24 protein-coding genes are annotated in these 22,770 nt (G+C 65.6%); 10 read left to right on the forward strand and 14 right to left on the reverse strand.

The annotated features are described in order from the left end of the window. Positions 1-69: 69 nt before the first annotated feature. On the reverse strand, positions 70-1,422 hold the full coding sequence (locus tag K410_RS0116285; protein WP_028135885.1) for a TadE/TadG family type IV pilus assembly protein: 1,353 nt from the start codon (positions 1,420-1,422) through the stop codon (positions 70-72). Positions 1,423-1,904: 482 nt separating this feature from the next. On the opposite strand from K410_RS0116285, the gene clpS reads away from it, so the two are divergent. Together clpS and clpA are read left to right on the forward strand one after the other, a co-directional pair. Further along, a complete protein-coding gene (gene clpS, locus K410_RS0116290; protein ID WP_028135886.1) occupies positions 1,905-2,237 on the forward strand; it encodes an ATP-dependent Clp protease adapter ClpS in 333 nt (110 codons plus the stop codon). A gap of 282 nt (positions 2,238-2,519) precedes the next feature. After that, entirely contained in the window at positions 2,520-4,925 is a 2,406-nt protein-coding gene (gene clpA / locus K410_RS0116295) for an ATP-dependent Clp protease ATP-binding subunit ClpA (RefSeq protein WP_028135887.1), read from the forward strand. A 67-nt stretch (positions 4,926-4,992) separates the two neighbouring features. On the opposite strand, the gene K410_RS0116300 is transcribed toward clpA, so the two are convergent. The 5 genes from K410_RS0116300 to K410_RS0116320 form a co-directional block, all read right to left on the reverse strand. Next, positions 4,993-5,451 carry a PEGA domain-containing protein gene (locus K410_RS0116300; protein ID WP_028135888.1) on the reverse strand — a complete coding sequence of 153 codons (459 nt, stop codon included), beginning with the start codon at positions 5,449-5,451 and terminating at the stop codon, positions 4,993-4,995. Positions 5,452-5,580: 129 nt separating this feature from the next. Then, on the reverse strand, positions 5,581-7,002 hold the full coding sequence (locus tag K410_RS36850; protein WP_049820055.1) for an MFS transporter: 1,422 nt from the start codon (positions 7,000-7,002) through the stop codon (positions 5,581-5,583). A gap of 91 nt (positions 7,003-7,093) precedes the next feature. Beyond that, positions 7,094-7,459: a c-type cytochrome gene (locus tag K410_RS0116310; protein WP_028135889.1), complete on the reverse strand. Its 366-nt coding sequence runs from the start codon at positions 7,457-7,459 to the stop codon at positions 7,094-7,096. An 82-nt stretch (positions 7,460-7,541) separates the two neighbouring features. Next, positions 7,542-8,567, reverse strand: a complete 1,026-nt coding sequence (locus K410_RS0116315) for an aldo/keto reductase (protein ID WP_028135890.1) — start codon at positions 8,565-8,567, stop codon at positions 7,542-7,544. A gap of 186 nt (positions 8,568-8,753) precedes the next feature. Next, entirely contained in the window at positions 8,754-9,710 is a 957-nt protein-coding gene (locus K410_RS0116320; RefSeq protein WP_028135891.1) for an AraC-like ligand-binding domain-containing protein, read from the reverse strand. Positions 9,711-9,905: 195 nt separating this feature from the next. Here K410_RS0116320 and K410_RS0116325 point away from each other — a divergent pair, with 195 nt between their 5' ends. Both K410_RS0116325 and K410_RS0116330 read left to right on the forward strand, forming a co-directional pair. Next, positions 9,906-10,922, forward strand: coding sequence for a carbon-nitrogen hydrolase family protein (locus K410_RS0116325; protein ID WP_028135892.1), 1,017 nt, complete (start codon positions 9,906-9,908; stop codon positions 10,920-10,922). A 28-nt stretch (positions 10,923-10,950) separates the two neighbouring features. Next, the gene (locus K410_RS0116330) at positions 10,951-11,991 is read left to right on the forward strand and encodes a phenylacetaldoxime dehydratase family protein (protein WP_028135893.1); all 1,041 of its coding nucleotides are present in this window, start codon (positions 10,951-10,953) and stop codon (positions 11,989-11,991) included. Here K410_RS0116330 and K410_RS0116335 read toward each other — a convergent pair. Continuing rightward, positions 11,988-12,626 (reverse strand): HAD family hydrolase, encoded by a 639-nt coding sequence (locus tag K410_RS0116335; RefSeq protein WP_028135894.1) that lies wholly within the window; start codon positions 12,624-12,626, stop codon positions 11,988-11,990. The two genes, K410_RS0116330 and K410_RS0116335, sit on opposite strands and share 4 nt — an antisense overlap. An 88-nt stretch (positions 12,627-12,714) precedes the next feature. Between K410_RS0116335 and K410_RS0116340 the strand changes: the two genes are divergently transcribed. The 4 genes from K410_RS0116340 to tsaA all read left to right on the forward strand — a co-directional run bounded on the left by K410_RS0116340 (position 12,715) and on the right by tsaA (position 15,493). Then, positions 12,715-13,668 carry a lytic transglycosylase domain-containing protein gene (locus K410_RS0116340; protein WP_028135895.1) on the forward strand — a complete coding sequence of 318 codons (954 nt, stop codon included), beginning with the start codon at positions 12,715-12,717 and terminating at the stop codon, positions 13,666-13,668. Positions 13,669-13,883: 215 nt separating this feature from the next. Further along, complete coding sequence (locus tag K410_RS0116345) at positions 13,884-14,624, forward strand: AzlC family ABC transporter permease (RefSeq protein ID WP_028135896.1); 741 nt, start codon at positions 13,884-13,886, stop codon at positions 14,622-14,624. Then, on the forward strand, positions 14,621-14,971 hold the full coding sequence (locus tag K410_RS0116350) for an AzlD domain-containing protein (protein ID WP_028135897.1): 351 nt from the start codon (positions 14,621-14,623) through the stop codon (positions 14,969-14,971). Before K410_RS0116345 ends, K410_RS0116350 begins: the two co-directional genes overlap by 4 nt. Positions 14,972-15,001: 30 nt before the next feature. Beyond that, on the forward strand, positions 15,002-15,493 hold the full coding sequence (gene tsaA / locus K410_RS0116355; protein ID WP_028135898.1) for a tRNA (N6-threonylcarbamoyladenosine(37)-N6)-methyltransferase TrmO: 492 nt from the start codon (positions 15,002-15,004) through the stop codon (positions 15,491-15,493). 130 nt (positions 15,494-15,623) lie between these two features. Here the strand turns inward: tsaA and K410_RS0116360 are convergent, their stop codons facing one another. From K410_RS0116360 to K410_RS0116375, 4 genes are all read right to left on the reverse strand, one after another. Then, positions 15,624-16,049: an HIT family protein gene (locus K410_RS0116360; RefSeq protein ID WP_028135899.1), complete on the reverse strand. Its 426-nt coding sequence runs from the start codon at positions 16,047-16,049 to the stop codon at positions 15,624-15,626. 66 nt (positions 16,050-16,115) lie between these two features. Next, a complete protein-coding gene (locus K410_RS0116365; protein WP_028135900.1) occupies positions 16,116-17,357 on the reverse strand; it encodes a GNAT family N-acetyltransferase in 1,242 nt (413 codons plus the stop codon). Positions 17,358-17,550: 193 nt separating this feature from the next. Further along, positions 17,551-18,297, reverse strand: a complete 747-nt coding sequence (locus K410_RS0116370; RefSeq protein WP_028135901.1) for a glycerophosphodiester phosphodiesterase — start codon at positions 18,295-18,297, stop codon at positions 17,551-17,553. Positions 18,298-18,303: 6 nt separating this feature from the next. Then, a complete protein-coding gene (locus K410_RS0116375) occupies positions 18,304-18,771 on the reverse strand; it encodes a RidA family protein (RefSeq protein ID WP_028135902.1) in 468 nt (155 codons plus the stop codon). 247 nt (positions 18,772-19,018) lie between these two features. Between K410_RS0116375 and K410_RS0116380 the strand changes: the two genes are divergently transcribed. Together K410_RS0116380 and K410_RS0116385 are read left to right on the forward strand one after the other, a co-directional pair. Continuing rightward, on the forward strand, positions 19,019-19,864 hold the full coding sequence (locus K410_RS0116380) for a cell envelope integrity EipB family protein (RefSeq protein WP_028135903.1): 846 nt from the start codon (positions 19,019-19,021) through the stop codon (positions 19,862-19,864). Between the two features lie 260 nt (positions 19,865-20,124). After that, complete coding sequence (locus tag K410_RS0116385; RefSeq protein WP_028135904.1) at positions 20,125-20,526, forward strand: RidA family protein; 402 nt, start codon at positions 20,125-20,127, stop codon at positions 20,524-20,526. A gap of 88 nt (positions 20,527-20,614) precedes the next feature. Here the strand turns inward: K410_RS0116385 and K410_RS0116390 are convergent, their stop codons facing one another. The 3 genes from K410_RS0116390 to K410_RS0116400 are packed head-to-tail and all read right to left on the reverse strand — an operon-like array spanning position 20,615 to position 22,613. Next, complete coding sequence (locus K410_RS0116390; RefSeq protein WP_028135905.1) at positions 20,615-21,016, reverse strand: ACT domain-containing protein; 402 nt, start codon at positions 21,014-21,016, stop codon at positions 20,615-20,617. Further along, entirely contained in the window at positions 21,013-22,305 is a 1,293-nt protein-coding gene (locus K410_RS0116395; RefSeq protein WP_028135906.1) for a DNA polymerase IV, read from the reverse strand. Before K410_RS0116395 ends, K410_RS0116390 begins: the two co-directional genes overlap by 4 nt. Further along, a complete protein-coding gene (locus K410_RS0116400; protein ID WP_028135907.1) occupies positions 22,302-22,613 on the reverse strand; it encodes a DUF3572 domain-containing protein in 312 nt (103 codons plus the stop codon). The genes K410_RS0116395 and K410_RS0116400 overlap by 4 nt, the downstream gene beginning before the upstream one ends. Positions 22,614-22,770 lie beyond the last annotated feature (157 nt).

Genomic DNA, 22,770 nt, shown 5'->3' on the forward strand with positions numbered 1-22,770 from the left:
CTTTCAGGACATCCTGGAATCGAAAGCCCGGCTGATCCAGCCGGGCTTTTTTTGTGCGCGGCCAATCGGTCAGCGCGCCACGCGCAGCTTCGACAGCGAGGTGCCGATGTCCTTGAACACCGATACGGTCTGGCTGGGCGACGTGACCAGGTAGAACTTGTCGGTGCCGCTGGCGCAATATTGCAGCACGCTCGAGGTCGGATCGCTGCCGGTGTTCACCTGCACCGTGTAGATCGTGATGTTGGAAGGCTGGGCCTTGGCGTTGTCGCACAGCTTCTTCTGCCGCGCGTCGATCTGCGCCGCGTTGTTGTACCAGCGGTTCTGCGTATTGAGGCCGTCGGACAGCAGCACGATCGCGTCCTTGTAAGTGTAGTTGGTGTCCTTGGCCGGGGCGTTCATGGGATCGCCGGTCGACAGCGTCATCCATCCCCAGGCGAGGCCGATGCCCTGGTTGGTGTTGCCCGTGGGGTTCATGGCGTCGATCCGGCCCTTGAGCGCGGTCCAGTCGTAGCTCAACGGCATGATCGGTTGCAGGTAGGACCAACTGGCCGTGTTGCAGTAGGAGTACTGTTCAGCCGGGAACAGCGTGCCCACGTTGCCGCTCGTCGGCGTGGTGTTCTTGGTGTCGTAGTCCTGATCGCGATCGGTCACGCAACCGTTCCAGGTATCGTGGTTCGCCGGCGTCCATTTCCATTTGTTGCAATTGTTGGAATTGCCCGACGTGCAGCTCCAGCTGCCGTTGGCGGCATCCCAATCGCTGAAATCGATCCAGCTCTTGTTATAGTTGCTGGCGCCGACGTTGACGTCCTTGGCGAACGGAACGATCGAGATGTAGACGTCGCCCGGATTCTTGGCGAGCGCGCTGAGTTGATCGACCAGATTCTTCGCCGCCGTCTGCATCGCCCCCATCTTGCCGTCGCTGGCCATCGAGCCGGTATTGTCGAGCACCAGGGCCACGCGCATGCGGACGTTGCCCCAGGCGCTGGTGGACGTGGTGCCGACGTCGAGCGTCGGAAAGCCGGCGATCTTCATGAAGGTGGTCGTATAGGTGCCAGCTCCGGTGAGCTGGATCGTCGAGCCCATGCTGGTGCTCGCCGTATAGGTGGCCGCGACGCTGACCGAGGGCAGGGCGGACGTAGCCGTAAACAGAGCGTTGAAATAGGCCTGCGCCTTCGTGCCGAGCTGCGACGTGGTGATGGTGCCGTTCGACAGGTCCTTGGAGAGCATCAGAGCGGCGGAGTCGAGGGCTGCCTGCATCGACGTGCGGGCCTGGACGGCGCGGCTGTAGTCTATTGCAGCCCCGATGAAGCTCAGCACCGGGACCAGGGCAATCGCGAAGATCATGGCGATATTGCCTTGCTCGGCCGCCGCGAAGCGGGCGAACTGTCGACCAATCAGGCGGACGAGCGGCGAGCTAAACATGACGAGCCCCGAAATCGGTGGTTTTGCCCGATTTCGCGCCACGCCACTGAATGCCTGGTAAATCCCACCGTAGAAGACCGGGGTATCCCGGGGGAAACGTCGCAATCGTGTTAAATGGCTTGGTTCCTGGTCAACAGATTCTAAGCGTTATGGGCATAAATTTTTGTCAAATCGGTCCGGATTGATTAACCTTGGCCCGGATCGCCCGGACCGGGAATCGGGACTTGCGCGGCCATCGGTCGGACCTTTGCACGCTTGCGGCGAGCCGGGGGCAGGCCCATATTGCTGGCGAACGATCCGGCTTGGACCGGATCTGTCGGGAGCGGCGATCCAACAAGGCGGCGCGCCTGCGCCAGGCTCCGAAGGGCGGGGTCGCGCGGTGACCGCCATTCGCTTCCGTGGGGAATTTGAACGCCTGAGCCATGCCGCAATTGACTTCCAGACTCGACCTGTCCGCGCCAGCCGCTGCCTCCGCTCCTCGCATGAGCAATGACGAGAACCGTTCGGGCAGCCCGTCGGGGCCGAACACGTCGGTCATCACCAAGGTCAAGCCCAAGACCAAGCGGCCGAACCTCTACCGCGTGCTGATCCTGAACGACGACTACACGCCGATGGAATTCGTCGTCCACGTGTTGGAGAAGTTCTTCAACAAGGATGTCGAGGCCGCGACCAAGATCATGCTTCACGTCCACCATCACGGCATCGGGGAGTGCGGCGTGTTCACCTACGAGATCGCCGAGACCAAGGTGACGCAGGTGATGGATTTCGCCCGCAAGCACCAGCATCCCCTGCAATGCGTGATGGAAAAGAAGTAGACGGTGCGTTTGATGCCGGCCCTCGCGTCGGTCGCAGTATGAGCGTCGCGTGACGCCGGTGCGCACCACGTGTGTCGCAGTCGGCAAAACTACGGAATTCCGCGCCGGCCCCGCTCCCGCCCGATCGGAACGGGTTTTGCATCGAAAAATGCCTCAAGTGTGAGTCGCCCGAGTCGCGGAACCGGTCTTTCGCCCCGATCTTGTATAACTATATGTGACAAAGGTTGTTGTTGCCTGACCGGGCGATCACGACCATGATGGTGGGGGCCATAGAGGACGCGAATGCCGACTTTTTCTCAAAGCCTTGAACAATCCCTGCATCGTGCGCTGGCGATCGCAAACGAGCGTCATCACCAATACGCGACGCTCGAGCATCTCTTGCTCTCCCTGATCGACGATTCCGATGCAGCCGCGGTCATGCGCGCCTGTAGCGTCGATCTCGACAAGCTCCGTACGAGCCTCGTCAATTATCTTGAGACCGAATTCGAGAATCTGGTGACCGATGGCGCCGACGACGCCAAGCCGACCGCTGGTTTCCAGCGCGTGATTCAGCGCGCGGTCATCCACGTGCAGTCCTCCGGTCGCGAAGAGGTGACCGGCGCCAACGTGCTGATCGCGATCTTCGCCGAGCGCGAGAGCCATGCCGCGTATTTCCTGCAGGAGCAGGACATGACGCGCTATGACGCCGTCAACTACATCAGCCACGGCATCGCCAAGCGGCCGGGCGTCTCCGAAGCGCGCCCGGTTCGCGGCGTCGACGAGGAGACCGAGGCCAAGGGTAACGAGGACGCCAAGAAGAAGGGCGAGGCGCTCGAGACCTATTGCGTCAACCTCAACAAGAAGGCGCGCGACGGCAAGATCGATCCGGTGATCGGACGCAATTCCGAGATCAACCGCGCGATCCAGGTGCTGTGCCGCCGGCAGAAGAACAACCCGCTGTTCGTCGGCGAAGCCGGTGTCGGCAAGACCGCGATCGCTGAAGGCCTCGCCAAGCGCATCGTCGACAGCGAAGTGCCGGAGGTGCTGGCGGCGGCCACGGTGTTCTCGCTCGACATGGGCACGCTGCTCGCGGGCACGCGCTATCGCGGCGACTTCGAAGAGCGCCTGAAGCAGGTGCTGAAGGAGCTCGAGGCGCATCCCAACGCCATCCTGTTCATCGACGAAATCCACACCGTGATCGGTGCGGGTGCGACGTCGGGCGGGGCGATGGATGCCTCGAACCTGCTTAAGCCCGCGCTCGCTTCGGGCACGATCCGCTGCATGGGCTCGACCACCTACAAGGAATATCGCCAGCACTTCGAGAAGGACCGCGCGCTGGTGCGGCGCTTCCAGAAGATCGACATCAACGAGCCGACGGTCGAGGACGCGATCGCGATCCTCAAGGGTCTCAAGCCGTACTTCGAGGACTATCACCGGCTGAAGTACACCAATGAGGCGATCGAAGCTGCCGTTCAGCTCTCCTCGCGCTACATCCACGACCGCAAGCTGCCCGACAAGGCGATCGACGTGATCGACGAATCCGGTGCGGCGCAGATGCTGGTTGCCGAGAACAAGCGCAAGAAGACCATCGGCATCAAGGAGATCGAGACCACGATCGCCTCGATGGCGCGGATCCCGCCGAAGAGCGTGTCGAAGGACGATGCCGAGGTGCTCAAGCATCTCGAGACGACGCTGAAGCGCACCGTTTTCGGCCAGGACAAGGCGATCGAGTCGCTCGCCGCTTCGATCAAGCTGGCGCGCGCCGGGCTGCGCGAGCCAGAGAAGCCGATCGGCTGCTACCTGTTCTCTGGTCCCACCGGCGTCGGCAAGACCGAGGTCGCCAAGCAGCTCGCGGCGTCGCTCGGCGTCGAGCTGCTGCGCTTCGACATGTCCGAATACATGGAGCGGCACACCGTGTCGCGCCTGATCGGAGCGCCTCCCGGCTATGTCGGCTTCGACCAGGGCGGCCTCTTGACCGACGGCGTCGACCAGCATCCGCATTGCGTGGTGCTGCTCGACGAGATCGAGAAGGCGCATCCCGATCTCTACAACGTGCTGCTCCAGATCATGGACCACGGCCGGCTCACCGACCACAACGGCAAGCAGGTCAACTTCCGCAACGTGATCCTGATCATGACCACGAATGCGGGCGCGTCCGATCTCGCCAAGCAGGCGTTCGGCTTCACGCGCTCGAAGCGGGAAGGCGACGACCACGAGGCGATCAACCGGCAGTTCGCGCCGGAATTCCGCAACCGTCTCGATGCCATCGTCTCGTTCGGCCATCTCAGCGTCGAGGTGATCGGCACCGTGGTCGAGAAGTTCGTGCTTCAGCTCGAAGCGCAGCTCGGCGACCGCGACGTCACCATCGAGCTGTCCGAGCCCGCCAAGGCCTGGCTGGTTCAACATGGTTACGACGAGCAGATGGGCGCGCGGCCCATGGCCCGCGTGATCCAGGAGCACATCAAGAAGCCGCTGGCCGACGAGGTGCTGTTCGGCAAGCTGAAGGGCGGCGGTCACGTCCGCGTCGTTCTGGTCAAGGACGAGGCCGACGAGACCAAGGAGAAGATCGGCTTCGAATTCGTCGAGGGCCCGGTCACGCCGAAGCAGGAGAAGCTGCCCGGCGCCCGCAAGCGTCCGCCGGGCAAGTCCAAGCCGGGCGGTCCCGGTGGCTCGAAGGGGCCAACCAAGGGTCCGCTGGTCAAGGCTTGACCGAGCGATATGAATCGAAAGGCCGGCTGCGAAGCCGGCCTTTTTGTTTCTGAGGCGGTGCGTAGGCCTACGTTCCGGCTTCGGGCGTTACTGCTGGCGGACGGGGCTTGCGGGGGCCGGCCGGCCGCGCGCTGCGGGCGGGGGCCGACGGCTGCATCGTCACGATGACCGGATTCGGCTTGTGATCAGTTGCGGCGCCCGTTGCGGCATCGACGCCCATGCCGACGACGCCACCCAGCAGAAGATTGCCGGCAAAGCCGGCGGCTCCACCGGTCTGGATGTCCCGGCTGAGTGGCACGATCTGCGGTTCATAGCCTTCCTTTTGGAAGGTAATCGAAATGTCGGCGTTCCGCTTGACGACCACGGAGCAGGGCGTCGTGCAGGTGGTCGGAACCTCCATTCCGCTCACGACGGCTTCCACGCCCGAAGGTGTCGATGAAATGCTGATGTTCTCGGTCGTGCCGCGCGTCACAGACGCGCAGCCGCCCAGCATGACGCTGAGCGCCACAATTCCCAATAAGCGCATGAAGTGCCCCCATATTCCCCGCGTCTATCAAGCGCAACCGGAGCGTGAGGGCAATAGGTCATTGGTCCGGATAGTTCAGCCACGCAGGGGTTGTGCACGGGAATGGCGGGGACCTGAAGGTGGACGCCGTCAGTCGCCGCGCAGGCGCTGATCGTCCTGCACGCGGACATGCTCGGCGCCGCGCGCGCCGGCCGGGGACAGCCGCAGCATGCTCAGGACCGCGCCGCAGAGCGCAAAGCCGACGCCGGCGAGCAGGGCGTATCGGGTACCTTCGACCGGATAGCGGCCGAGCAGGAGCGCCACCAGCGCTGCGCCGGTGGTCTGGCCGAGCAGGCGCGCCGTCCCCAGCATGCCGCTGGCCCCGCCGGCGCGCTCGCGCGGGGCGGCGGCGATCATGGTGCGGTTGTTGGGGGTCTGGAACAGGCCGAAGCCGGCACCCGCCAGTGCCATGCGCCAGATCACGTCGAACGGCGTCGGGTCCGCCGGCAACAAGGCGAGCGCGGCAAGGCCGCAGGCGAACAGTGTGAGCCCGATGCCACCGAGCAGGCCGGCCGGATAACGCTCGACCAGGCGGCCGGCGAGCGGCGCTGCGAACGCCACCGCGATCGGCCATGGCGTGATCAGGAGTCCCATATGCACCGCCGAATAGCCGAAGCGGCTCTGGAGGTAGAAGGGGATCGCGACGAAGGCGAGCATTTGTCCGCAGAACGAGGCGATCGAGGTCGCGATCGACAGCGCGAACACCGGGATGCGCAGCAGATCGACCGGCAGCAGCGGCGAGGTCATGTGGGTTTCGCGCCAGATCAAGAGCGCGCCGGCGACGATGGCGATGGCGAACTGGATCAGGCAGACGATCGCCGGCTCGCCATGACCGACGCTATCGATCGCTGCGATGCCGACGCCGAACGTGATCGCGGACAGTCCCGCGCTCTGCCAGTCGAAGGAACGGCCGGCGGGCCTGGTATGCGGCAGGCTGCGCAAGCCGATCAGCAGCGTCACCGCGCCGAGCGGCACGTTGATGGCGAACAGCCAGGGCCAGCTTCCGACCGCGAGGATGCCTGCGGCGAGCGTCGGGCCGGCCGCGGCCGAGAAAGCGACGACGAGCGCGTTGAGGCCGATGCCGCGGCCGAGCAGATGGCGCGGATAGGTAAAGCGCACCAACGCGGCGTTGACGCTCATGATGCCGGCAGCGCCAAAGCCCTGGAGGATGCGCGCTGCCGTCAGCAGCGGCAGCGTGTGCGCCAGTGCGCAGAGGGCGGACGCCAGCGTGAACAGCACCAGCCCGGCCAGATAGACGCGGCGATAGCCGACGATCTCGCCCAGCGAGGCCAGCGGCAGCAGCGAGATCGTGATCGCGAGCTGGTAGCCGTTGACGATCCAGATCGAGAAGGCCGGACTCGCGTCCAAGTCGGCCGCGATCGTCGGCAGCGCGACATTGGCGATGGCGCTGTCGACCACCGCCATGACGATGCCGAGCGCGATCGTCAGCACCGCCTGGTTGCGCTGCGGCTGCGGCAGGCCGTCGACATGCTCGATCGTGGTGGACGACATCGTGACGCGCGTTCGGTTGAGATGCGGTTGCTGGTCCGCAACTTGGTCCGGCCCGGGATGGTTCCAGCCGGAGCGGCAGCCGTTTCAGCGCCTATTTCGGCTTCCGCGGCTCCTGAATCGCCCTGAGATAGCTTACCACGGCCTCGGCGTCGTCGCGGCCGAATCGGGCCGTCGGCATGGCGCGGTGAATGCTGCTGTAACCGTCCTGGAGGCGCTGCGCGAAGTCGGGATCGTAAAGCTTATTCTCGCCCAGCGTCCGGAAAGGCGGTGCCAGCTCATTTGGGCTCGCGCCGCTCCTGCCGACCGCATGGCAGTCCGCGCACATCCGCTGCAGCATTCCTTCTGCGCGCCGCTGCTCGGCGTCCAGAGCTTGACTCGCTGTGCTCCACAGAACGCCAACGACCAGCCACGCCGGCGCGGCGCGGCTAAGACTGAGGGTCGTGAACAGAGCCTTCATGGCAAATTGACGCATCGGGGCCTCGCGATGGCCGCAGAATGCCACGGCCGAGGCCAGCGCGCTTGACGCAGCTCAAGGGGTCCTAAACCGCCGGCGGGTTGCGGTCGATGAACGTCGTCCTCTGGTGCCAATAGGGATAGGGCAGCGTCACCTTGCTCGCTGCGTCGAGTTTTGCGACCTGGTCCTTGGTCAGCGACCAGCCGACCGCGCCGAGATTTTCGCGGAGCTGCGCCTCGTTGCGCGCCCCGATGATCAGCGTCGACACCGTGGGGCGCTGCAGCAGCCAGTTCAGCGCGATCTGCGATACGCTCTTTCCCGTTTCCTTCGCGACCTCGTCGATCGCCTCGACGACGCGATAGACGTGCTCGTCCGGCACGGGCGGGCCGAACTCGGCGGTCTTGGGCAGGCGGCTCACCTCGGGCTTCGGCTGATTCCGGCGGATCTTGCCGGTGAGGCGCCCCCATCCGAGCGGCGACCAGACCACGGCGCCGAGGCCCTGGTCGAGGCCGAGCGGCATCAGCTCCCATTCGTAGTCGCGCCCGATCAGTGAATAATAGGTCTGGTTGGCGACGTAGCGCGGAAAGCCGTGCTTGTCGGCAAGTGCGAGCGACTTCATCAGGTGCCAGCCCGAGAAATTCGAAACGCCGACGTAGCGGATCTTGCCGGCGCGCACCAGCACGTCGAGCGTTGACAGCACCTCCTCGGGCGGCGTGAAGGCGTCGAAGCCGTGGAGCTGGAACAGATCGATGTAATCGGTGCCGAGCCGGCGCAGCGAACCGTCGATGGCGGCGAGCAGATGCTGCCGCGACGAGCCGATGTCGTTGGGACCGTCGCCGAAGCGGAACGTGGCCTTGGTCGAGATCAGCACCTTGTCGCGGCGGCCCTTGACGGCTTCGCCGAGCACGCGCTCGGATTCGCCGAGCGAATAGACGTTCGCGGTGTCGAACATCGACACGCCGGCTTCGAGGCAGATGTCCAGGAGACGCCGCGCTTCGGTCGCGTCCGTGCTCCCCCACGCAGCGAGGCGGCCGACGCCGCCGAAGGTGCCGGTGCCAAGGCTGAGAGCTGGCACCATGAGGCCTGACCGGCCCAAGCGTCGGTGTTCCATCGATATGCTCCTCGGCTGACTGCTGATTGATGTGCGCGGCCCTGGTACCAACGTTAGCGCAAGCAGGCGCCTTGTCCTATCACGCCCTCACATACCGGACTTGCTTGGCGCAGCCGACCAGAACCAGCACCGCGAGCCGGAGCGCGATGCCTCCGGCGAGCGCAGGCCCCGGCCGATGGCTGCGGATCAGTGCCGCAACTGGCTGTGCCGGAAGTCGCGCGGCGACATGCCGAAATGCGCGCGGAACGCGCGGCCGAAATGCGAGAGGTCGTTGAAGCCCCAGGCGAAGGCGATCTCGCTGATATGGCGGTGACCGAGCAGGGGCGAGGCGAGGTCGCGCCGGCATTGGGCGAGCCGTTCGGCAAGGACGAAACGTTGGAACGAGGTCTCCTCGTCGGCCAGCAGGTCGTTGACGTAGCGCGGCGAGATGCCGAGCGCGGCCGCGGTATCCGACAATGAAAGGTCGGGATCGGCGAGGTGGGCGCGGACGTGCGCCTTGAGCCGGTAGAGCAATGCAGAGCGGTGGGTCGAGGACGGCAGCGATGTCTTTCGGAGCCGTTCGCTCAGCGCCATCGCGAGCAGATCGACGGCTTGCTCCGACAATGCGGCGGCGCCGTCGGACGCGAGCCGGTCGGCGCTCTGGCAAAGCCGGAAGATGAAATCATAGGCGAGCCGCTCGAGCGGCGCCTCGCCGCCGAACGACATCGCGGTCAGCGTCTCGGTGCCGCCGAGCCGGCGCTGCAACATCTCCCGCGGCACCTTGAAGATGGACTGCGTGAAAGGATCGTTGAACTTCAGCTCATAGGGGCGCGTGGTGTCGTAGAGCGCGAACTCGCCGGGATGGATCACGGTCTCGCGGCCGTCCTGCACCACGCCGCCGTCGCCGCGATGGCCGAGCGCGATCAGGACGAAATCCTGATCCGAGCGCGCAATGCGCGAGGGTGTACGGAACACGCGCTGGCGATCGGAGCAGACCTCGGAGCATACGGCCTTGCCGAGCGCAGCTTGCGTGACCGAGCCGCGAAAGGCGCTGCCGAGATCGGACCTGCAGTCGAGCCCGACGAAGACGTCGCAGACGATGTCCTGCCAGAGCGCGAGCCGCCGATGGGCCGGGCTGCCGTCCGTCGTGAACTGGATTGGCATCTGGAAGCCTCCCTTGTCCCGTCCAGCAAAACCGCCAATGGACGGACCCAGCCTGACCGGAGGCAAATCCCGTACCCGGCATGAATTCCGCCCGGTCGAGTTTTTGTTCCGTCGCGGTCGAGCGCTCGATCGCCCGCCTTGGTCCAATAGACTGCATCGGAGATGGCTTCCGATCAACCGGCTAGGGAGGCGGCAATGGGCATCGAACATCCGAAATACAAGGTGGCGGTGGTGCAGGCTGCGCCGGCCTGGCTCGACCTCGACGCCTCGATCGACAAGTCGGTCGCGCTGATCAGGGAGGCCGCCGAGAAAGGTGCCAAGCTGATCGCCTTCCCGGAGGCCTTCATTCCCGGCTACCCCTGGCACATCTGGATGGACTCGCCGGCCTGGGCGATCGGCCGCGGCTTCGTGCAGCGCTATTTCGACAATTCGCTGGCCTATGACAGCCCGCAGGCCGAACGGCTGCGCGATGCCGTGCGCAAGGCCAAGCTCACCGCCGTGATCGGCCTGTCCGAGCGCGATGGCGGCAGCCTCTATCTGGCGCAATGGCTGATCGGGCCCGATGGCGAGTCCATCGCCAAGCGTCGCAAGCTGCGGCCGACCCATGCCGAGCGCACCGTCTATGGCGAGGGCGACGGCAGCGACCTTGCCGTGCACGCGCGGCCCGACATCGGCCGGCTCGGCGCGCTGTGCTGCTGGGAGCATCTGCAGCCGCTGTCGAAATACGCGATGTACGCCCAGAACGAGCAGGTGCATGTCGCGGCCTGGCCGAGCTTCTCGCTCTACGATCCCTTCGCGCCGGCGCTCGGAGCCGAGGTCAACAATGCCGCCTCGCGCGTCTATGCGGTGGAAGGCTCATGCTTCGTGCTGGCGCCTTGCGCGACGGTGTCGCAGGCGATGGTCGATGAGCTCTGCGACCGACCGGACAAGCACGCGCTGCTCCATGTCGGCGGCGGCTTCGCCGCGATCTACAGCCCCGACGGCAGCCAGATCGGCGACAAGCTCGCGCCGGACCAGGAGGGGCTGCTGATTGCCGAGATCGACCTCGGCGCCATCGGCGTCGCCAAGAACGCGGCAGACCCGGCCGGGCATTATTCACGACCGGACGTGACGCGGCTGTTGCTGAACAAGAAGCCCTACAAGCGCGTCGAGCAGTTCGCGTTGCCGGCCGATAGCGTCGAGCCCACGGACATTGCCGCCGCGGCGAGCTGATCGCGGTGATCGAGGGGAGGGTACGGCCATGGAATCCGCAATTCCTCTGCATCTCGAAACCACGCGCACGCGCCACAAGCGCGTGCCGGACGATTACCAGCCGCCTTATCCGTCTTTCGTGGCGCGCTACAAGCCCGGCGTGAGCCGGGTCGTGATGGCCTATTTCGGCGTGCAGTATCGCGGTGCTGCGCCGGTGGCCGCGGCGGAGGCGCTTGTCGAGATCGCGGCGCGGCTCGCCGGGGCAGGCGGGCCCTCGCATTGGGACCGCGCGCACCATGTCGATCAGGCCGGATACGAGACCATCGTCTCGGTTGGCTATTGGGACGACATCGTGCGCTTCGAGGCCTGGTTCGAACCGGTGCGCGAGGCCTGGACCGGGCGGCAGCGCGAGGACGTCGGCACGTTCATCGAGGTGCTGCGTCCGACAGTGGCGCGGCACGAGACGCTGTTCTCATCGCCCGACCGAACCGAGGGCGTCGCGGCGGTTGCCGAGGGGATGAGCGGCGAGGTGCAGGAGCATGCCTATTGGGGTGGCATGCGCGACCGCATCCCGCTGTCGCAAACCGACGCGATGGCGCCCGGCGGCACGCCGAAGCTGGTCCGCGACGGCGCTCGGCTGCGGGTCGTGGCGCACGACAATCCCTGCCTGATCCGGTCCGGGCAGGATTGGAGCGATACCGAAGCGTCCGAACGAAAGCTCTATCTCGATGACGTCGAGCCGGTGCTGCGCGAGGGCATGGATTTCCTGCGCGATGACGGTCTTGCGATCGGCTGCTATGCCAACCGCTACATGCGCCTGCTCTCGGCTGACGGCAGCGTGTGCGAAAAGTCTTACGGTCAGAGCTGGTGGAAGAGTCTGGCAGCGCTGGAGCGCTGGGCGGAGTCGCATCCGACCCATGTCAGGATCTTTGGCGCGGCGATGAAGTATCTGTCGACGCTCGGACCGTCAGCCAGGCTGCGACTGTATCACGAGGTCACGGTGGCCGCTGCGGACGAGCAGTTCTTCGAATATCTGAACTGCCACGACAGAACCGGCATGCTGGCCTCGGTGGAAGCGGCCAGCGCCTAAACGACGCAATGGCCGAGCAGCTCGGGATGCGCGGCGCAGATGTGATGCGCGCCGGCGTCCTTCAGCTCGGCCTCGCTGCCATAGCCGTAGAGCACGCCGATCGCGGTCATGCCGTTGGTGCGGGCGCCAACGACGTCATGGCTACGGTCCCCGATCATGATCGCGCTCCCGGCATCGACTTTCGTCTCGTCCAGCGCGTAGCGCAGCAGGTCGCGCTTGTCGACGCGCGTGCCGTCGAGCTCGGAGCCGAACACGTGCTCGAAGTAGGGTTTCAGGCCGAAATGATCGACGATGCGCCTGGCATAGACCGCGGGCTTGCTGGTCGCGACGAACATGCGCTGGCTGGTCGCGGCGAGCGTCGTCAGCGTGTCCGCGATGCCGGCATAGGCCTCGTTCTCGAACAGGCCGATATCGCTGAAGCGCTCGCGATAGAGCAGCAGGGCGCGGTCGGCGAGCTCGTCGGTTCCGGTGAGTTTCTTCAGGCTGGCATGCAGCGGCGGCCCGATGCACCAGGTCAGCTCGTCCTCGCTCGGCACCGCGACATCGAGCCGCGCCAGCGCGTACTGGATCGAGCGCGTGATCCCCGGCTTAGGGTCCGTGAGGGTGCCGTCCAGATCAAAAAAGATTGTCACCATCGGGCCGGACCTGCGTTGATACTGCCGTGTGTTGCTAGTTGGCTGGGGTTCCAAGTCAAGGTCCGCTTTGTCCTGTCACGTCGATGCCATGCGAATAGCCCGGGTTATCGCTGTTTTGTGCCAGGCCCTCGTGCTGTCGCCGGCGCTGGCAGAGGAGACGCCGGCCCCGGATGGGCCTCCGAAGGCCGAGGAACACGCGAAGCCGCCGGAGACGCCGAAAGACGCCCGCGAGAGCGACACGCGGGAGTCGATCTGCCTGATCGTGGAGGCGGCGGCGCGCGATGCCGATCTCCCACTGGAATTCTTCGCCCGGGTGATCTGGCAAGAAAGCCGCTTCCAGGCCGATGCGGTCGGCCCCATGACGCGCAGCGGCGAGCACGCTCGGGGCATCGCGCAATTCATGCCGGGCACCGCGAGCGAGCGCGGGTTGCTCGATCCGTTCAATCCGGTGCAGGCGTTGCCGAAGTCGGCGGAATTTCTGAGCGAGCTGCGCAGCCAGTTCGGCAATCTCGGCCTTGCCGCGGCGGCCTACAACGCCGGCCCGCGGCGCGTGCGGGAATGGCTCGCCGGGACCGGCGGAATGCCGGAGCAGACCCGCAACTACGTCTACGCCATCACCGGCACCAGCGTCGATGCCTGGGCCAAGGCAGGAGCGACCGGCAAGGGACCGCCGAGCTCACCGCCGACGAGCTGCCGCGATCTGATGGCGCTATTGAAGCGGGCACCGAATGCCTTCGTTGCCGAGCTCGAGCAGCACGTGGAGCTTGCGGCCGCCAAGGCCTGGGGTGTCCAGCTCGCCGCCGGCTTCGACCGCAACAGGGCGCTGGCAATGTACTCGCGTGCCGTCACGCGGCTGAGCGCGGTGATCGGCGACCGCGACCCGAGCCTGCTGTCCTCGGTGATGCGCAGCCGCGGCACGCGCGCGTTCTACCAGGTGCGCATCGGCACTGAGACGCGCAGCGAGGCGGATGATCTGTGCAACCGGATCAGGAAGGCGGGCGGGGCGTGCTTCGTGCTGAGGAACAGGGGTGTCGCGGGGTAGGCTGTCATTCCGGGGCGCGACGAAGTCGCGAACCCGGAATCCATCGCGCAGCGGTCTCGGTGGCTTGATGGATTCCGGGCTCGCGCCAAGTGGCGCGCCCCGGAATGACGGCGGTGGGTGGGTCGCGCATGCCAGCCCCGCCGCGGGCTTCCTTGACGCGGATGCTCCCATTGCCCGTTATGCAGGCCCGATTCCGCAACCCGGCCAATCCTTCCGTGGCGCTTCCCCCTCTCGATTCCCCGCAATGGAATAGCTCCTGGCTCGCCTTCGGCTGGGGTCTGCGCTCGATCACACAGACGATCCTGACCATCGTGCTGTTCGTGACCTATCTCGGCATCGGCGCGCTCGCGCACGACACCCATTTCAGCCTGCTCTGGGCGCTCGCCTCGACGCTGTTCGTCTGGGCGGGGCCGGCGCAGATCATCCTGATCACCACGCTCGGCTCCGGCGCCACCATCATCCAGTCGGCGATCGCCGTCACCGTCAGCGCTATCAGGCTGTTTCCGATGGTGGTCTCGGTGCTGCCGCTGATGCGCACGCCGACGACCAAGCGGCGCGAGCTGGTCTTTGCCGCGCATCTCACCGCGGTCACGCTGTGGGTCGAGTGCCACCGCTTCCTGCCCCAAGTGCCGCGTGAGCGGCGCATCGCCTTCGTTCACGGGCTCGGCTGCGGCCTCGTCTCGGTCTGTCTCGTTGCCAACACGGTCGGCTATTTCCTCGCCGCCAATCTGACGCAGACGCTCGGCGCGGCGATCCTGCTGCTCACACCGCTGTCGTTCCTGTTCTCGACCGCGCGCAACAGTCGCGAAATTGCCGATGTCGTCGCGCTCGTCCTCGGCGTCATGCTGTATCCGCTGGCCGCGAAGCTGAGCTCGGGCGTCGATATCCTGGTCAGCGGGGTGGTGGCCGGCACCGTCGCCTATGGCGTGCATTGGTGGCGGGAGGTGCGCGCATGAGCTCGGCGCAGCTGATCGGCGACTGGCATGCGCTGGCGGTGCTGTTCGTCGCCGGCGTCATTCCCAACCAGATCTGGCGCATGCTGGGCCTGTGGTTCGGCGGCGGCATCGACGAAGGCTCCGAGCTGCTGGTCTGGGTGCGGGCGGTCGCCACCGCCATCCTCGCCGGCGTGATCGCCCAGATCGTGGTCGAGCCGCCGGGCGCGCTCGCCGGCGTGCCTGATATCCTGCGCTACGGCGCGGTGGCCGCCGGTCTCGTCGTGTTCCTGCTGACGCGCCGCTCGATCTTTGCGGGCGTCGTGACCGGCGAAGTCTTCATGCTGGCCGGCAAGTGGTGGTTGGGCTAAAACACGGCTCGACAGCAAGGAACTGGAAACATGGTTCGCAAGAACGAACTCCGCGAGGGCGAGGTCGCCATCGAGCTGCCGCCCGCGCAGGATGCCGGCCTGATCTTCATCGGCCGCATCCGCACGCCTTGGACCTCGCGGATGGAGACGCCACGGCAAGGCCGTCAGGATGGCCCGATCTGCCGTCTCGAGATCTTCGAGCCGTTCGTGCCGGCCATCAAGGGCGTCGACTTCTACAGCAATCTCGAAGTGCTCTACTGGCTCGACCAGTCGCGCCGCGACATCATCCTGCAGAGCCCGAAGAACAACGACAAGACCCGCGGCACCTTCTCGCTGCGCTCGCCGGTGCGGCCGAACCCGATCGGCACGTCGATCGTGAAGCTGGTCGGCATCGAGGGCAATGCGATCCTGGTGCGCGGTCTCGACTGCCTCGACAACACGCCCCTGATCGACGTCAAGCCGGATCGGTGCGAGTTCACCCCGCTGGCCGCGCCTCAGAAGGGCGATTTCGAGACGGAGTAGACTGTCATTCCGCGGCGCGCGAAGCGCGAGCCCGGAATCCATTCCACCACCATCTCTGCCGCCCGATGGATTCTCAGGTGCGCAATCGCGCACCATAGTTCGCGCCAAGAGGCGCGCCTCTGAATGACGGTCAGCCTTTCAACGCAGCGATCAACTTCGCTGCGTTCTCCTGCAGCACCTTGTCGTCTTCCTTGCGGCTGGCCGGCGGCAGCATGGCGACGCCGTCGTGGCGCGGCATCACGTGCATGTGCAGGTGAAACACCACCTGTCCGCCGGCGGGCTCGTTGAACTGCTGCACGGTGATGCCGTCGGCCTTGAAGGCTTTCATGGCGGCGGCTGCGATCTTGTGCGCGCCGCGGGCGACATGGGCGTAATCGTCGGGCTTGATGTCGAGAATATTGCGGGCAGGGGCCTTCGGGATCACCAGCGTGTGACCGGGGACGCGCGGCATGATGTCGAGGAAGGCGAACACGTGCTCGTCCTCGTAGACCTTGTAGCAAGGCAGCTCGCCGCGCAGGATTTTCGCAAAGATGTTGTTGGTATCGTAGGCGGTCATATTGGCGGCTCCCGAGAACTTTGCGCCTGGAATTTTGCGCTTACTGTCACCAGCAACGGCAAACCGTCAAGGCGCCTCGTCGGCGCCCTTGCGGAACGGGCCGAGCTCGGCGAGCTCCCGTCCGGCCTCGGCGACATAGGCGCGCTCGCGCTTGAGGTAATCGTCGATGGCACGGCGCAGGCCCGGATCGGCGATGAAATGGGCGGAATGGGTGGTGCGCGGCAGGTAGCCGCGGGCGATCTTGTGCTCGCCTTGTGCGCCGGCCTCGACATGCCTGAGGCCGCGTTTGATGGCGAAGTCGATCGCCTGGTAATAGCAGACCTCGAAATGCAGGAACGGATGATGCTCGACTGCACCCCAGTTGCGGCCGAACAGCGTGTCCGAGCCGATGAAGTTGATCGCGCCGGCGATCCAGCGGTCGTTGCGGCGGGCCATCACCAGCAGCACGTCCTCAGCCATGGTCTCGCCGATCAACGAGAAGAATTCCCGCGTCAGATAAGGCCGGCCCCATTTGCGTGAGCCGGTCTCCATGTAGAATTCGAAGAAGGCGTCCCAGGCCTCCTCGGTGATATCCTTGCCGGTGAGCCAGTGGATGGTGATGCCCGCGGCCAGCGCATCGCGCCGCTCGCGCTTGATCGATTTGCGGTGCCGCGAGTTCAGCGTCGCCAGGAAATCGTCGAAGCTGGCAAATCCTTCATTGTGCCAGTGGAACTGCTGGTCGGTGCGCTGCAGGAAGCCGTGCTCGGCGAGCAGCTTCCATTCCGCCTCCCGCGCGAAGGTGACGTGGACCGAGGAGGCCTTGCTGACGCCACACAGCGCCACCAGCCCGCCAGCCAGCGCATCCATGATCCGCTCGCGGTCGACGCCGTCGCGGACCAGGAGCCGCGGCCCGGTCGCCGGGGTGAACGGAACCGAAACCTGCAGCTTCGGATAATAGCGCCCGCCGGCGCGCTCATAGGCGTCGGCCCAGCCGCGGTCGAACACGTACTCGCCTTGGGAATGCGATTTCAGATAGCAGGGCACGATGCCGGCGACGCGGCCGTCTATCTTGGCCACGAGATGCCGCGGGCCCCAGCCGGTGCGGATGGTCGCCGAACCCGATTTCTCAATTGCCGAAAGAAAGGCGTGGGAGACGAAAGGGTTATAGGCCGGTCTTGAGAGACCGAGGGAATCGCCTGAAAGCGAAGATGAGGTTCCGTTGCCGGCCCCTGGGCACCGTCCGCCGGGATTGGCGCAGGCGTCCCAATCCTCCGGTGACACGTTGTCAATCGAAGGTACGGCCTCGAGCGTGATTTCGGATGATGCCATCGACCCCCAAGATCGTGCATTGCAGCAGCGACTTCAAGAGGGCGGGGAGGGAGGCTCGCTTGCCCGGACGCTGCGCAGCACGCAGTGGTGCGTTGCTGAGCCGAGGCCCATTTCTCCGCATTGTCCTGTGCGGCTTGCTGGGTCCCGGCAGCCGCTTTTCACGCTGCAGCGCGTCCGGGACATGGGCGGGGCCCTACGGCACAAATCCCTCGAAAATCATCTGGTCCGCGTATTGGCCGACCCGGGTCCGCTGCTCCGGCGTGCGGACGGTCCAGCCGAGCAGGGCGCAGCTGAAGACGTTGCGGGCGATCCAGGGGGCGGGCGCCGGGAGGTGATCGACCTTGAAAGCGACGAAGTGGGGCTGGGTCTGGAAGCCGTGGCGAAGGTACAGCATGCTGTCGCGCTGCTGCTGCGTCAGGTCAGCCCAATATTCATCCTCATAGGTCCGTTGCGCGACGATGCCGCGCGGGCGGGAGGGCAACAGCTCGCGCAGCGCCAGTACCTGGTCCGGGTCGAAGGACATGCCGACGGCCGGTCCGTCATAGGACGCCAGCACCTCGGCCATTCGCTTCACCAGCTTGCGGTCGCCGCCAAAATGGCTCTTCACCTCGATCACCAGCGGCACGCGGCCGGCGACGAGGGCGCAGAGGTCGGACAACGACATCATCCGCTCGGGCGTGTCCTTGAACCTGACGGCCTTGAGCTCGGCCGCCGTCTTCGAGATCACCTCGCCCGTGGCCCCGGTGAGGCGGCCGAGGGCATGGTCGTGATGCACCATGGCCTCGCCATCGGCGGAGAGCTGGATGTCGACCTCGATCGCGAAGTTGCCCGCGATCGCAGCCTGCACTGCACCCGGCATGTTCTCGACGATGCCGCGCGAAATGTCATGCAGGCCGCGATGGGCGACCGGCCGGGCTGTCAGCCAATCGGGCGCGCGCATGTCGCGTCAGACGACCTCGAACACGCCGTCGACCTCGACCGCGGCATCGGCGGGCAGCGAGGCGACGCCGACGGTGGTGCGGGCATGGCGGCCTTTGTCGCCGAAGGCGGCGACCATCAGGTCGGAGGCGCCGTTGAGCACCTTCGGCCCGTCCAGGAAGTCCGGCGCCGAGTTGATGAAGCCGCCGAGGCGCACCACGCGCACCACCTTGTCGAGATCGCCGAGCGCCGCCTTGACCTGGGCCAGCAGGTTCACCGCGCAGCCGCGGGCGGCCGCGGCGCCGTCCTCGATGGAGACGCCGGCACCCAGCTTGCCCTTGGCGATCAGCTTGCCGGCGGGATCGAAACAGACCTGGCCGGAGACGAACAGCAGATTGCCGGTGCGCACGAACGGGACGTAATTGGCGACGGGCGTAGGGGCCTCGTGCAGCTTGATGCCCTGTTCCGCCAGCCTCTGCTCGACCGTGCCCGCCATGTCCGACCTCTTTGTCCAAAAAATCATTCGCCCCGGCGCGTCCGCAAAGGTGGCCGGGCGCGCCCTGTTTCGCCCATCGGGCCGCCACATGCAAGCAACCGCGAGGGGCCCGTATTTGTTGAGATCGGACAGCAGGTTCAGCGCCAAGGGGCAACTTTACGTGAAACGGCCTCAGTTGCGACGCAATGGAACGGTCATTAAAATGTCGAATCTGCGCTTCGCAGGGACGCGCCCCCAAGGAATAGACATGGTGCACCTTTTCCGGACTTCGCTCGGTGTGATGGCGCTCGCGGCGGCCAGTTTCGGCCTTGGCGAGAGCGCGCAGGCCGCCAACGGTCCGTTCCTGCCGCACCAGGCGCTCTATGACCTCAGCCTGGTGAAATCGCGCTCCAACTCGGTCAACAGCGCGCGCGGCCGCATCCTCTACAACTTCACCGGCAGCGCGTGCGAGGGCTACACCTCCGAATTCCGCCAGGTCTCCGAGCTCGACAGCGGCGAGGGCAAGGTCACGCTCAGCGACCTCCGTTCCAATTCCTGGGAGGACGCCGCCGGCAAGAGCTATCGCTTCAAGATCGAGACGCGCATGAACGAGGCCGATGCCGGCCGGGTCGACGGCATGGCCGAGCGCGACGGCGACCACATCAACGTCAAGCTGAAGCTGCCGGCGCCGAAGAGTTTCACCCTCGACGGCAGCATCGTGTTTCCCACCGAGCAGATCCAGCGCATCATCGCCGCCGCCAGGGACGGCAAATCGCTGCTCGAGCTCTCGGTCTATGACGGCTCCGACGACGGCCAGAAGGTCTACAACACGCTGACCGTGATCGGCCAGCCGGTTCCCGCCGACCGCGCCACCTCCGCCGATCCCTCGACGTCGGACGAGCACATGAAGTCGCTGAAGCGCTGGCCGGTCACCGTCAGCTATTTCGACCGCGACGCTCAGCAGAAGGAGGGGGAGCAGACGCCGGTCTATGCGATGGCGTTCGAGCTCTACGAGAATGGCGTCTCGCGCCAGCTCGTGCTCGACTACAACGACTTCGTCATTTCCGGCGCGATGGGCAAGTTCGACGTCAAGGACAGCAAGCCCTGCAATTGAGCTTCGAGTGTCATTCCGGGGCTCGCGAAGCGAGAACCCGGAATCTCGAGATTCCGGGTTCGGTCCTGCGGACCGCCCCGGAATGGAAGAGTTCTGTCACTCGTCCGGTATCGTCATTGCGAGCGCAGCGAAGCAATCCAGAATCTCTCCTCGGAAAGATTCTGGATTGCTTCGTCGCAAGAGCTCCTCGCAATGACGGCTGGCTCTCGGCGCGCTCTCCAGCTACGCTCCTCCCAACTACAAACTCCGGGAGCCAGCCCATGCCCAAGCTTGACCATCTCCGCCCCGCCGGCCTGCATCACAATCCCGCTTATTCCCACGTCGTCACCGCCTCGGGCGCGCGCACCATCTACATCTCGGGCCAGGTCTCGGTGGACGAGGAGGGACGGATCGTCGGCGAGGGGGATATCGCCGCACAGACCACGCAGGTGATGCAGAACCTCGGCCACGCGTTGAAGGCGGCCGGCGCGAGCTATTCCAACATCGTCAAGATCACGACCTTCGTCGTGAACTACAAGCCGGAGCTGCGGCCGATCATCGGCAAGGCCCGCTCGGCCTTCTTCGCAGGCATGGAGCCACCGGCGTCCACGCTTGTCGGCGTCTCCGCGCTCGCCGCGCCGGAATGGCTGATCGAGATCGAGGCCATTGCAGTCGCGGATTGAGGGACTGTAGGATGGGTAGAGCGTAGCGAAACCCATCGTCCTTGCCGCGTGGATGGAGCTTGATGGGTTTCGCTACGCTCTACCCATCCTACGTTGCTACGGACAGCTCTTGCAGAATGGCTATCGCTTCGTCCGCATGGTCAACCGGCACGAAGAGATGGTCATGATGGAACGCCGAAACGGCATTCACGCTGATGCCGGCTTCGGCGAGGCGCGCCGTGATCGCCGCGAGGAAGCCGACAGCGTCGAGCGCGGAGTGAACCGTCAGGGTGATCAGGCGCGAGGCGAACGTACAGCGCAGTCCCGCGGCTTCAGCCTCTTCACGAGGGATCACCAGCGTTGTGCCTTCCTGCTCGCGAAACGTCAGCAGGGGGCTGATCGCCGCAGGAATGCTTTCATTTGCCGGGATCGTGCAGAACACGAAGATGCCCGGCCGCAGCTCCGGCTTCATGTGTCGCAGCAGCGCGTCCAGATCGCGTTCGCCCGTCATTGTTCCTGCGCCTTCTCCGGACCCTCATAGGCGATGCCGCGGATCACCGCGGCGCTGCCGAACTTCTTGCGCAGGCTGTCCACCGCGCGCTCGGCATGGGCGGCGCGGCGGTCGAGCATGTCGGTGTCGTCGGCCGGCGAGCCCTCGCGCAGCGCGCTGACGCCGGCGCCCATCAGGCGGAAGGCGGTGCCGTCGATCTCCTTCGCCAGCATCTCGCGGCAGATCGAGAAGATCTTGGCGGCGAGCTGCGTCGGGACGGCGATCGACTGCGAGCGCGTGCGCTGACGAAAGTCGGCGGTCTTCAATTTCAGCGTGACGGTCGAGCCGGCGAGCTCGCTGCTCTTCAGCCGCGAGGAGGTTTTCTCGCACAGCCGCCACAGGATCTTCTCCAGCGCGGCGAAATCGCGGATGTCGGTCTCGAACGTGGTTTCGCTGGAGATGGTCTTGGCGCCGCGGTCAGGCTCGACGCGGCGGTCGTCGATGCCGCGCGCGAGCCGCCACAGCCTGCGGCCGTCGCTCGGAAACTGCCGCATCAGCTCGATCTCGTCGGCCTTCTGCAGGTCGGCGATGACGCGGAAGCCGCGCTGCACGAGGCGCTCCTGCGTGGCGGGGCCGACGCCGAAGATGAAGCCGACCGGCTTGTCCGCCAGCATCATGCGTGCTTCCTCCTGATCGAGCGCGGCAAAGCCTCTGGGCTTGTCGAGGTCGGAGGCGATCTTGGCCAGGAACTTGTTGCAGGACAGGCCGACCGAGACGGAGATGCCGATGTCGCGTTCGACCTCGCGGGCAAAGCGCGCCAGCACCTTGGCCGGGGCCATGCCGTGCACACGCTCGGTGCCGGAGAGATCGAGGAAGGCCTCGTCGATCGAGAGCGGCTCGACCAGCGGCGTCAGCGCCTGCATGGCCTGGCGCACCTCGCGGCCGACGCGGACGTATTTCCCCATGTCGGGCGGGATCACGGTCGCATGAGGGCAGGCTTCCAACGCCTTGAACATCGGCATGGCCGAGCGCACACCATAGGTGCGCGCGATGTAGCAGGCGGCCGATACCACGCCGCGCTTGCCACCCCCGATGATGACGGGCTTGTCGGCAATGTCGGGATTGTCCCGCTTCTCGACCGTCGCGTAAAAGGCGTCGCAGTCGATATGGGCGATGGTCAGGGTGGACAGCGCGCGGTGGCGGACGAGACGGGGGGAACCGCAGGCCGAGCAGCGCCGCACCGCCATATCGAGATCGGCCAGACAATCCCGGCAGAAGCAGCGGGGCCCGGCCGGGTCGGGGACGATCACGGCACGTCGCGCTCCCAGGAGGGATCGCCGAGCGAGTCGCCGAGGACCTGCCGCGCTGCGGCGACGTTGGTCGGGTGCAGCTCGACCGAGCCGGCAAAGGCCTTCACGGTGGCGTCATCGCGCATCACGAAATCGAGCACGCTGAGCAGGAAGTTGGGGTCCGCGGCGGCATTGCGCAGGGTCTCCGGGCCGACCCCTGTCTCGGCCAGGAACAGGCCCAGCCGCTCGGGCTCGCTCGCGACGAAGGACAGGGCCTGAATCGCAACGATTTCAGCGACTTCGCGGGGGTTGTGAACAGGCTTTTTCAAGGGGACGGTTTGCCTTTCCGTTAACTTTCGGTGTCTACTTTGCATCATGCCCGAGTCTCGCCCCTGAGTCTTCCGACCCCGGACAAGCAACTGGAAACCACATCGCAGAAAATCGACCCTCGGGTTTAACGAAACTCAAGCGAATCTGAGGCTAGTT

Origin of the sequence: Bradyrhizobium sp. 22 (assembly GCF_000482425.1) — a bacterium.
GTDB lineage: Bacteria > Pseudomonadota > Alphaproteobacteria > Rhizobiales > Xanthobacteraceae > Bradyrhizobium > Bradyrhizobium japonicum_B.

Excerpts from the sequence above, each read along its gene's own strand:
- K410_RS0116285 (WP_028135885.1), bottom strand. The coding sequence starts at position 1,422 with ATGTTTAGCTCGCCGCTCGTCCGCCTGATTGGTCGACAGTTCGCCCGC.
- clpS (WP_028135886.1), top strand. The coding sequence starts at position 1,905 with ATGAGCAATGACGAGAACCGTTCGGGCAGCCCGTCGGGGCCGAACACG.
- clpA (WP_028135887.1), top strand. The coding sequence starts at position 2,520 with ATGCCGACTTTTTCTCAAAGCCTTGAACAATCCCTGCATCGTGCGCTG.
- K410_RS0116300 (WP_028135888.1), bottom strand. The coding sequence starts at position 5,451 with ATGCGCTTATTGGGAATTGTGGCGCTCAGCGTCATGCTGGGCGGCTGC.
- K410_RS36850 (WP_049820055.1), bottom strand. The coding sequence starts at position 7,002 with ATGTCGTCCACCACGATCGAGCATGTCGACGGCCTGCCGCAGCCGCAG.
- K410_RS0116310 (WP_028135889.1), bottom strand. The coding sequence starts at position 7,459 with ATGAAGGCTCTGTTCACGACCCTCAGTCTTAGCCGCGCCGCGCCGGCG.
- K410_RS0116315 (WP_028135890.1), bottom strand. The coding sequence starts at position 8,567 with ATGGAACACCGACGCTTGGGCCGGTCAGGCCTCATGGTGCCAGCTCTC.
- K410_RS0116320 (WP_028135891.1), bottom strand. The coding sequence starts at position 9,710 with ATGCCAATCCAGTTCACGACGGACGGCAGCCCGGCCCATCGGCGGCTC.
- K410_RS0116325 (WP_028135892.1), top strand. The coding sequence starts at position 9,906 with ATGGGCATCGAACATCCGAAATACAAGGTGGCGGTGGTGCAGGCTGCG.
- K410_RS0116330 (WP_028135893.1), top strand. The coding sequence starts at position 10,951 with ATGGAATCCGCAATTCCTCTGCATCTCGAAACCACGCGCACGCGCCAC.
- K410_RS0116335 (WP_028135894.1), bottom strand. The coding sequence starts at position 12,626 with ATGGTGACAATCTTTTTTGATCTGGACGGCACCCTCACGGACCCTAAG.
- K410_RS0116340 (WP_028135895.1), top strand. The coding sequence starts at position 12,715 with ATGCGAATAGCCCGGGTTATCGCTGTTTTGTGCCAGGCCCTCGTGCTG.
- K410_RS0116350 (WP_028135897.1), top strand. The coding sequence starts at position 14,621 with ATGAGCTCGGCGCAGCTGATCGGCGACTGGCATGCGCTGGCGGTGCTG.
- tsaA (WP_028135898.1), top strand. The coding sequence starts at position 15,002 with ATGGTTCGCAAGAACGAACTCCGCGAGGGCGAGGTCGCCATCGAGCTG.
- K410_RS0116360 (WP_028135899.1), bottom strand. The coding sequence starts at position 16,049 with ATGACCGCCTACGATACCAACAACATCTTTGCGAAAATCCTGCGCGGC.
- K410_RS0116365 (WP_028135900.1), bottom strand. The coding sequence starts at position 17,357 with ATGGCATCATCCGAAATCACGCTCGAGGCCGTACCTTCGATTGACAAC.
- K410_RS0116370 (WP_028135901.1), bottom strand. The coding sequence starts at position 18,297 with ATGCGCGCGCCCGATTGGCTGACAGCCCGGCCGGTCGCCCATCGCGGC.
- K410_RS0116375 (WP_028135902.1), bottom strand. The coding sequence starts at position 18,771 with ATGGCGGGCACGGTCGAGCAGAGGCTGGCGGAACAGGGCATCAAGCTG.
- K410_RS0116380 (WP_028135903.1), top strand. The coding sequence starts at position 19,019 with ATGGTGCACCTTTTCCGGACTTCGCTCGGTGTGATGGCGCTCGCGGCG.
- K410_RS0116385 (WP_028135904.1), top strand. The coding sequence starts at position 20,125 with ATGCCCAAGCTTGACCATCTCCGCCCCGCCGGCCTGCATCACAATCCC.
- K410_RS0116390 (WP_028135905.1), bottom strand. The coding sequence starts at position 21,016 with ATGACGGGCGAACGCGATCTGGACGCGCTGCTGCGACACATGAAGCCG.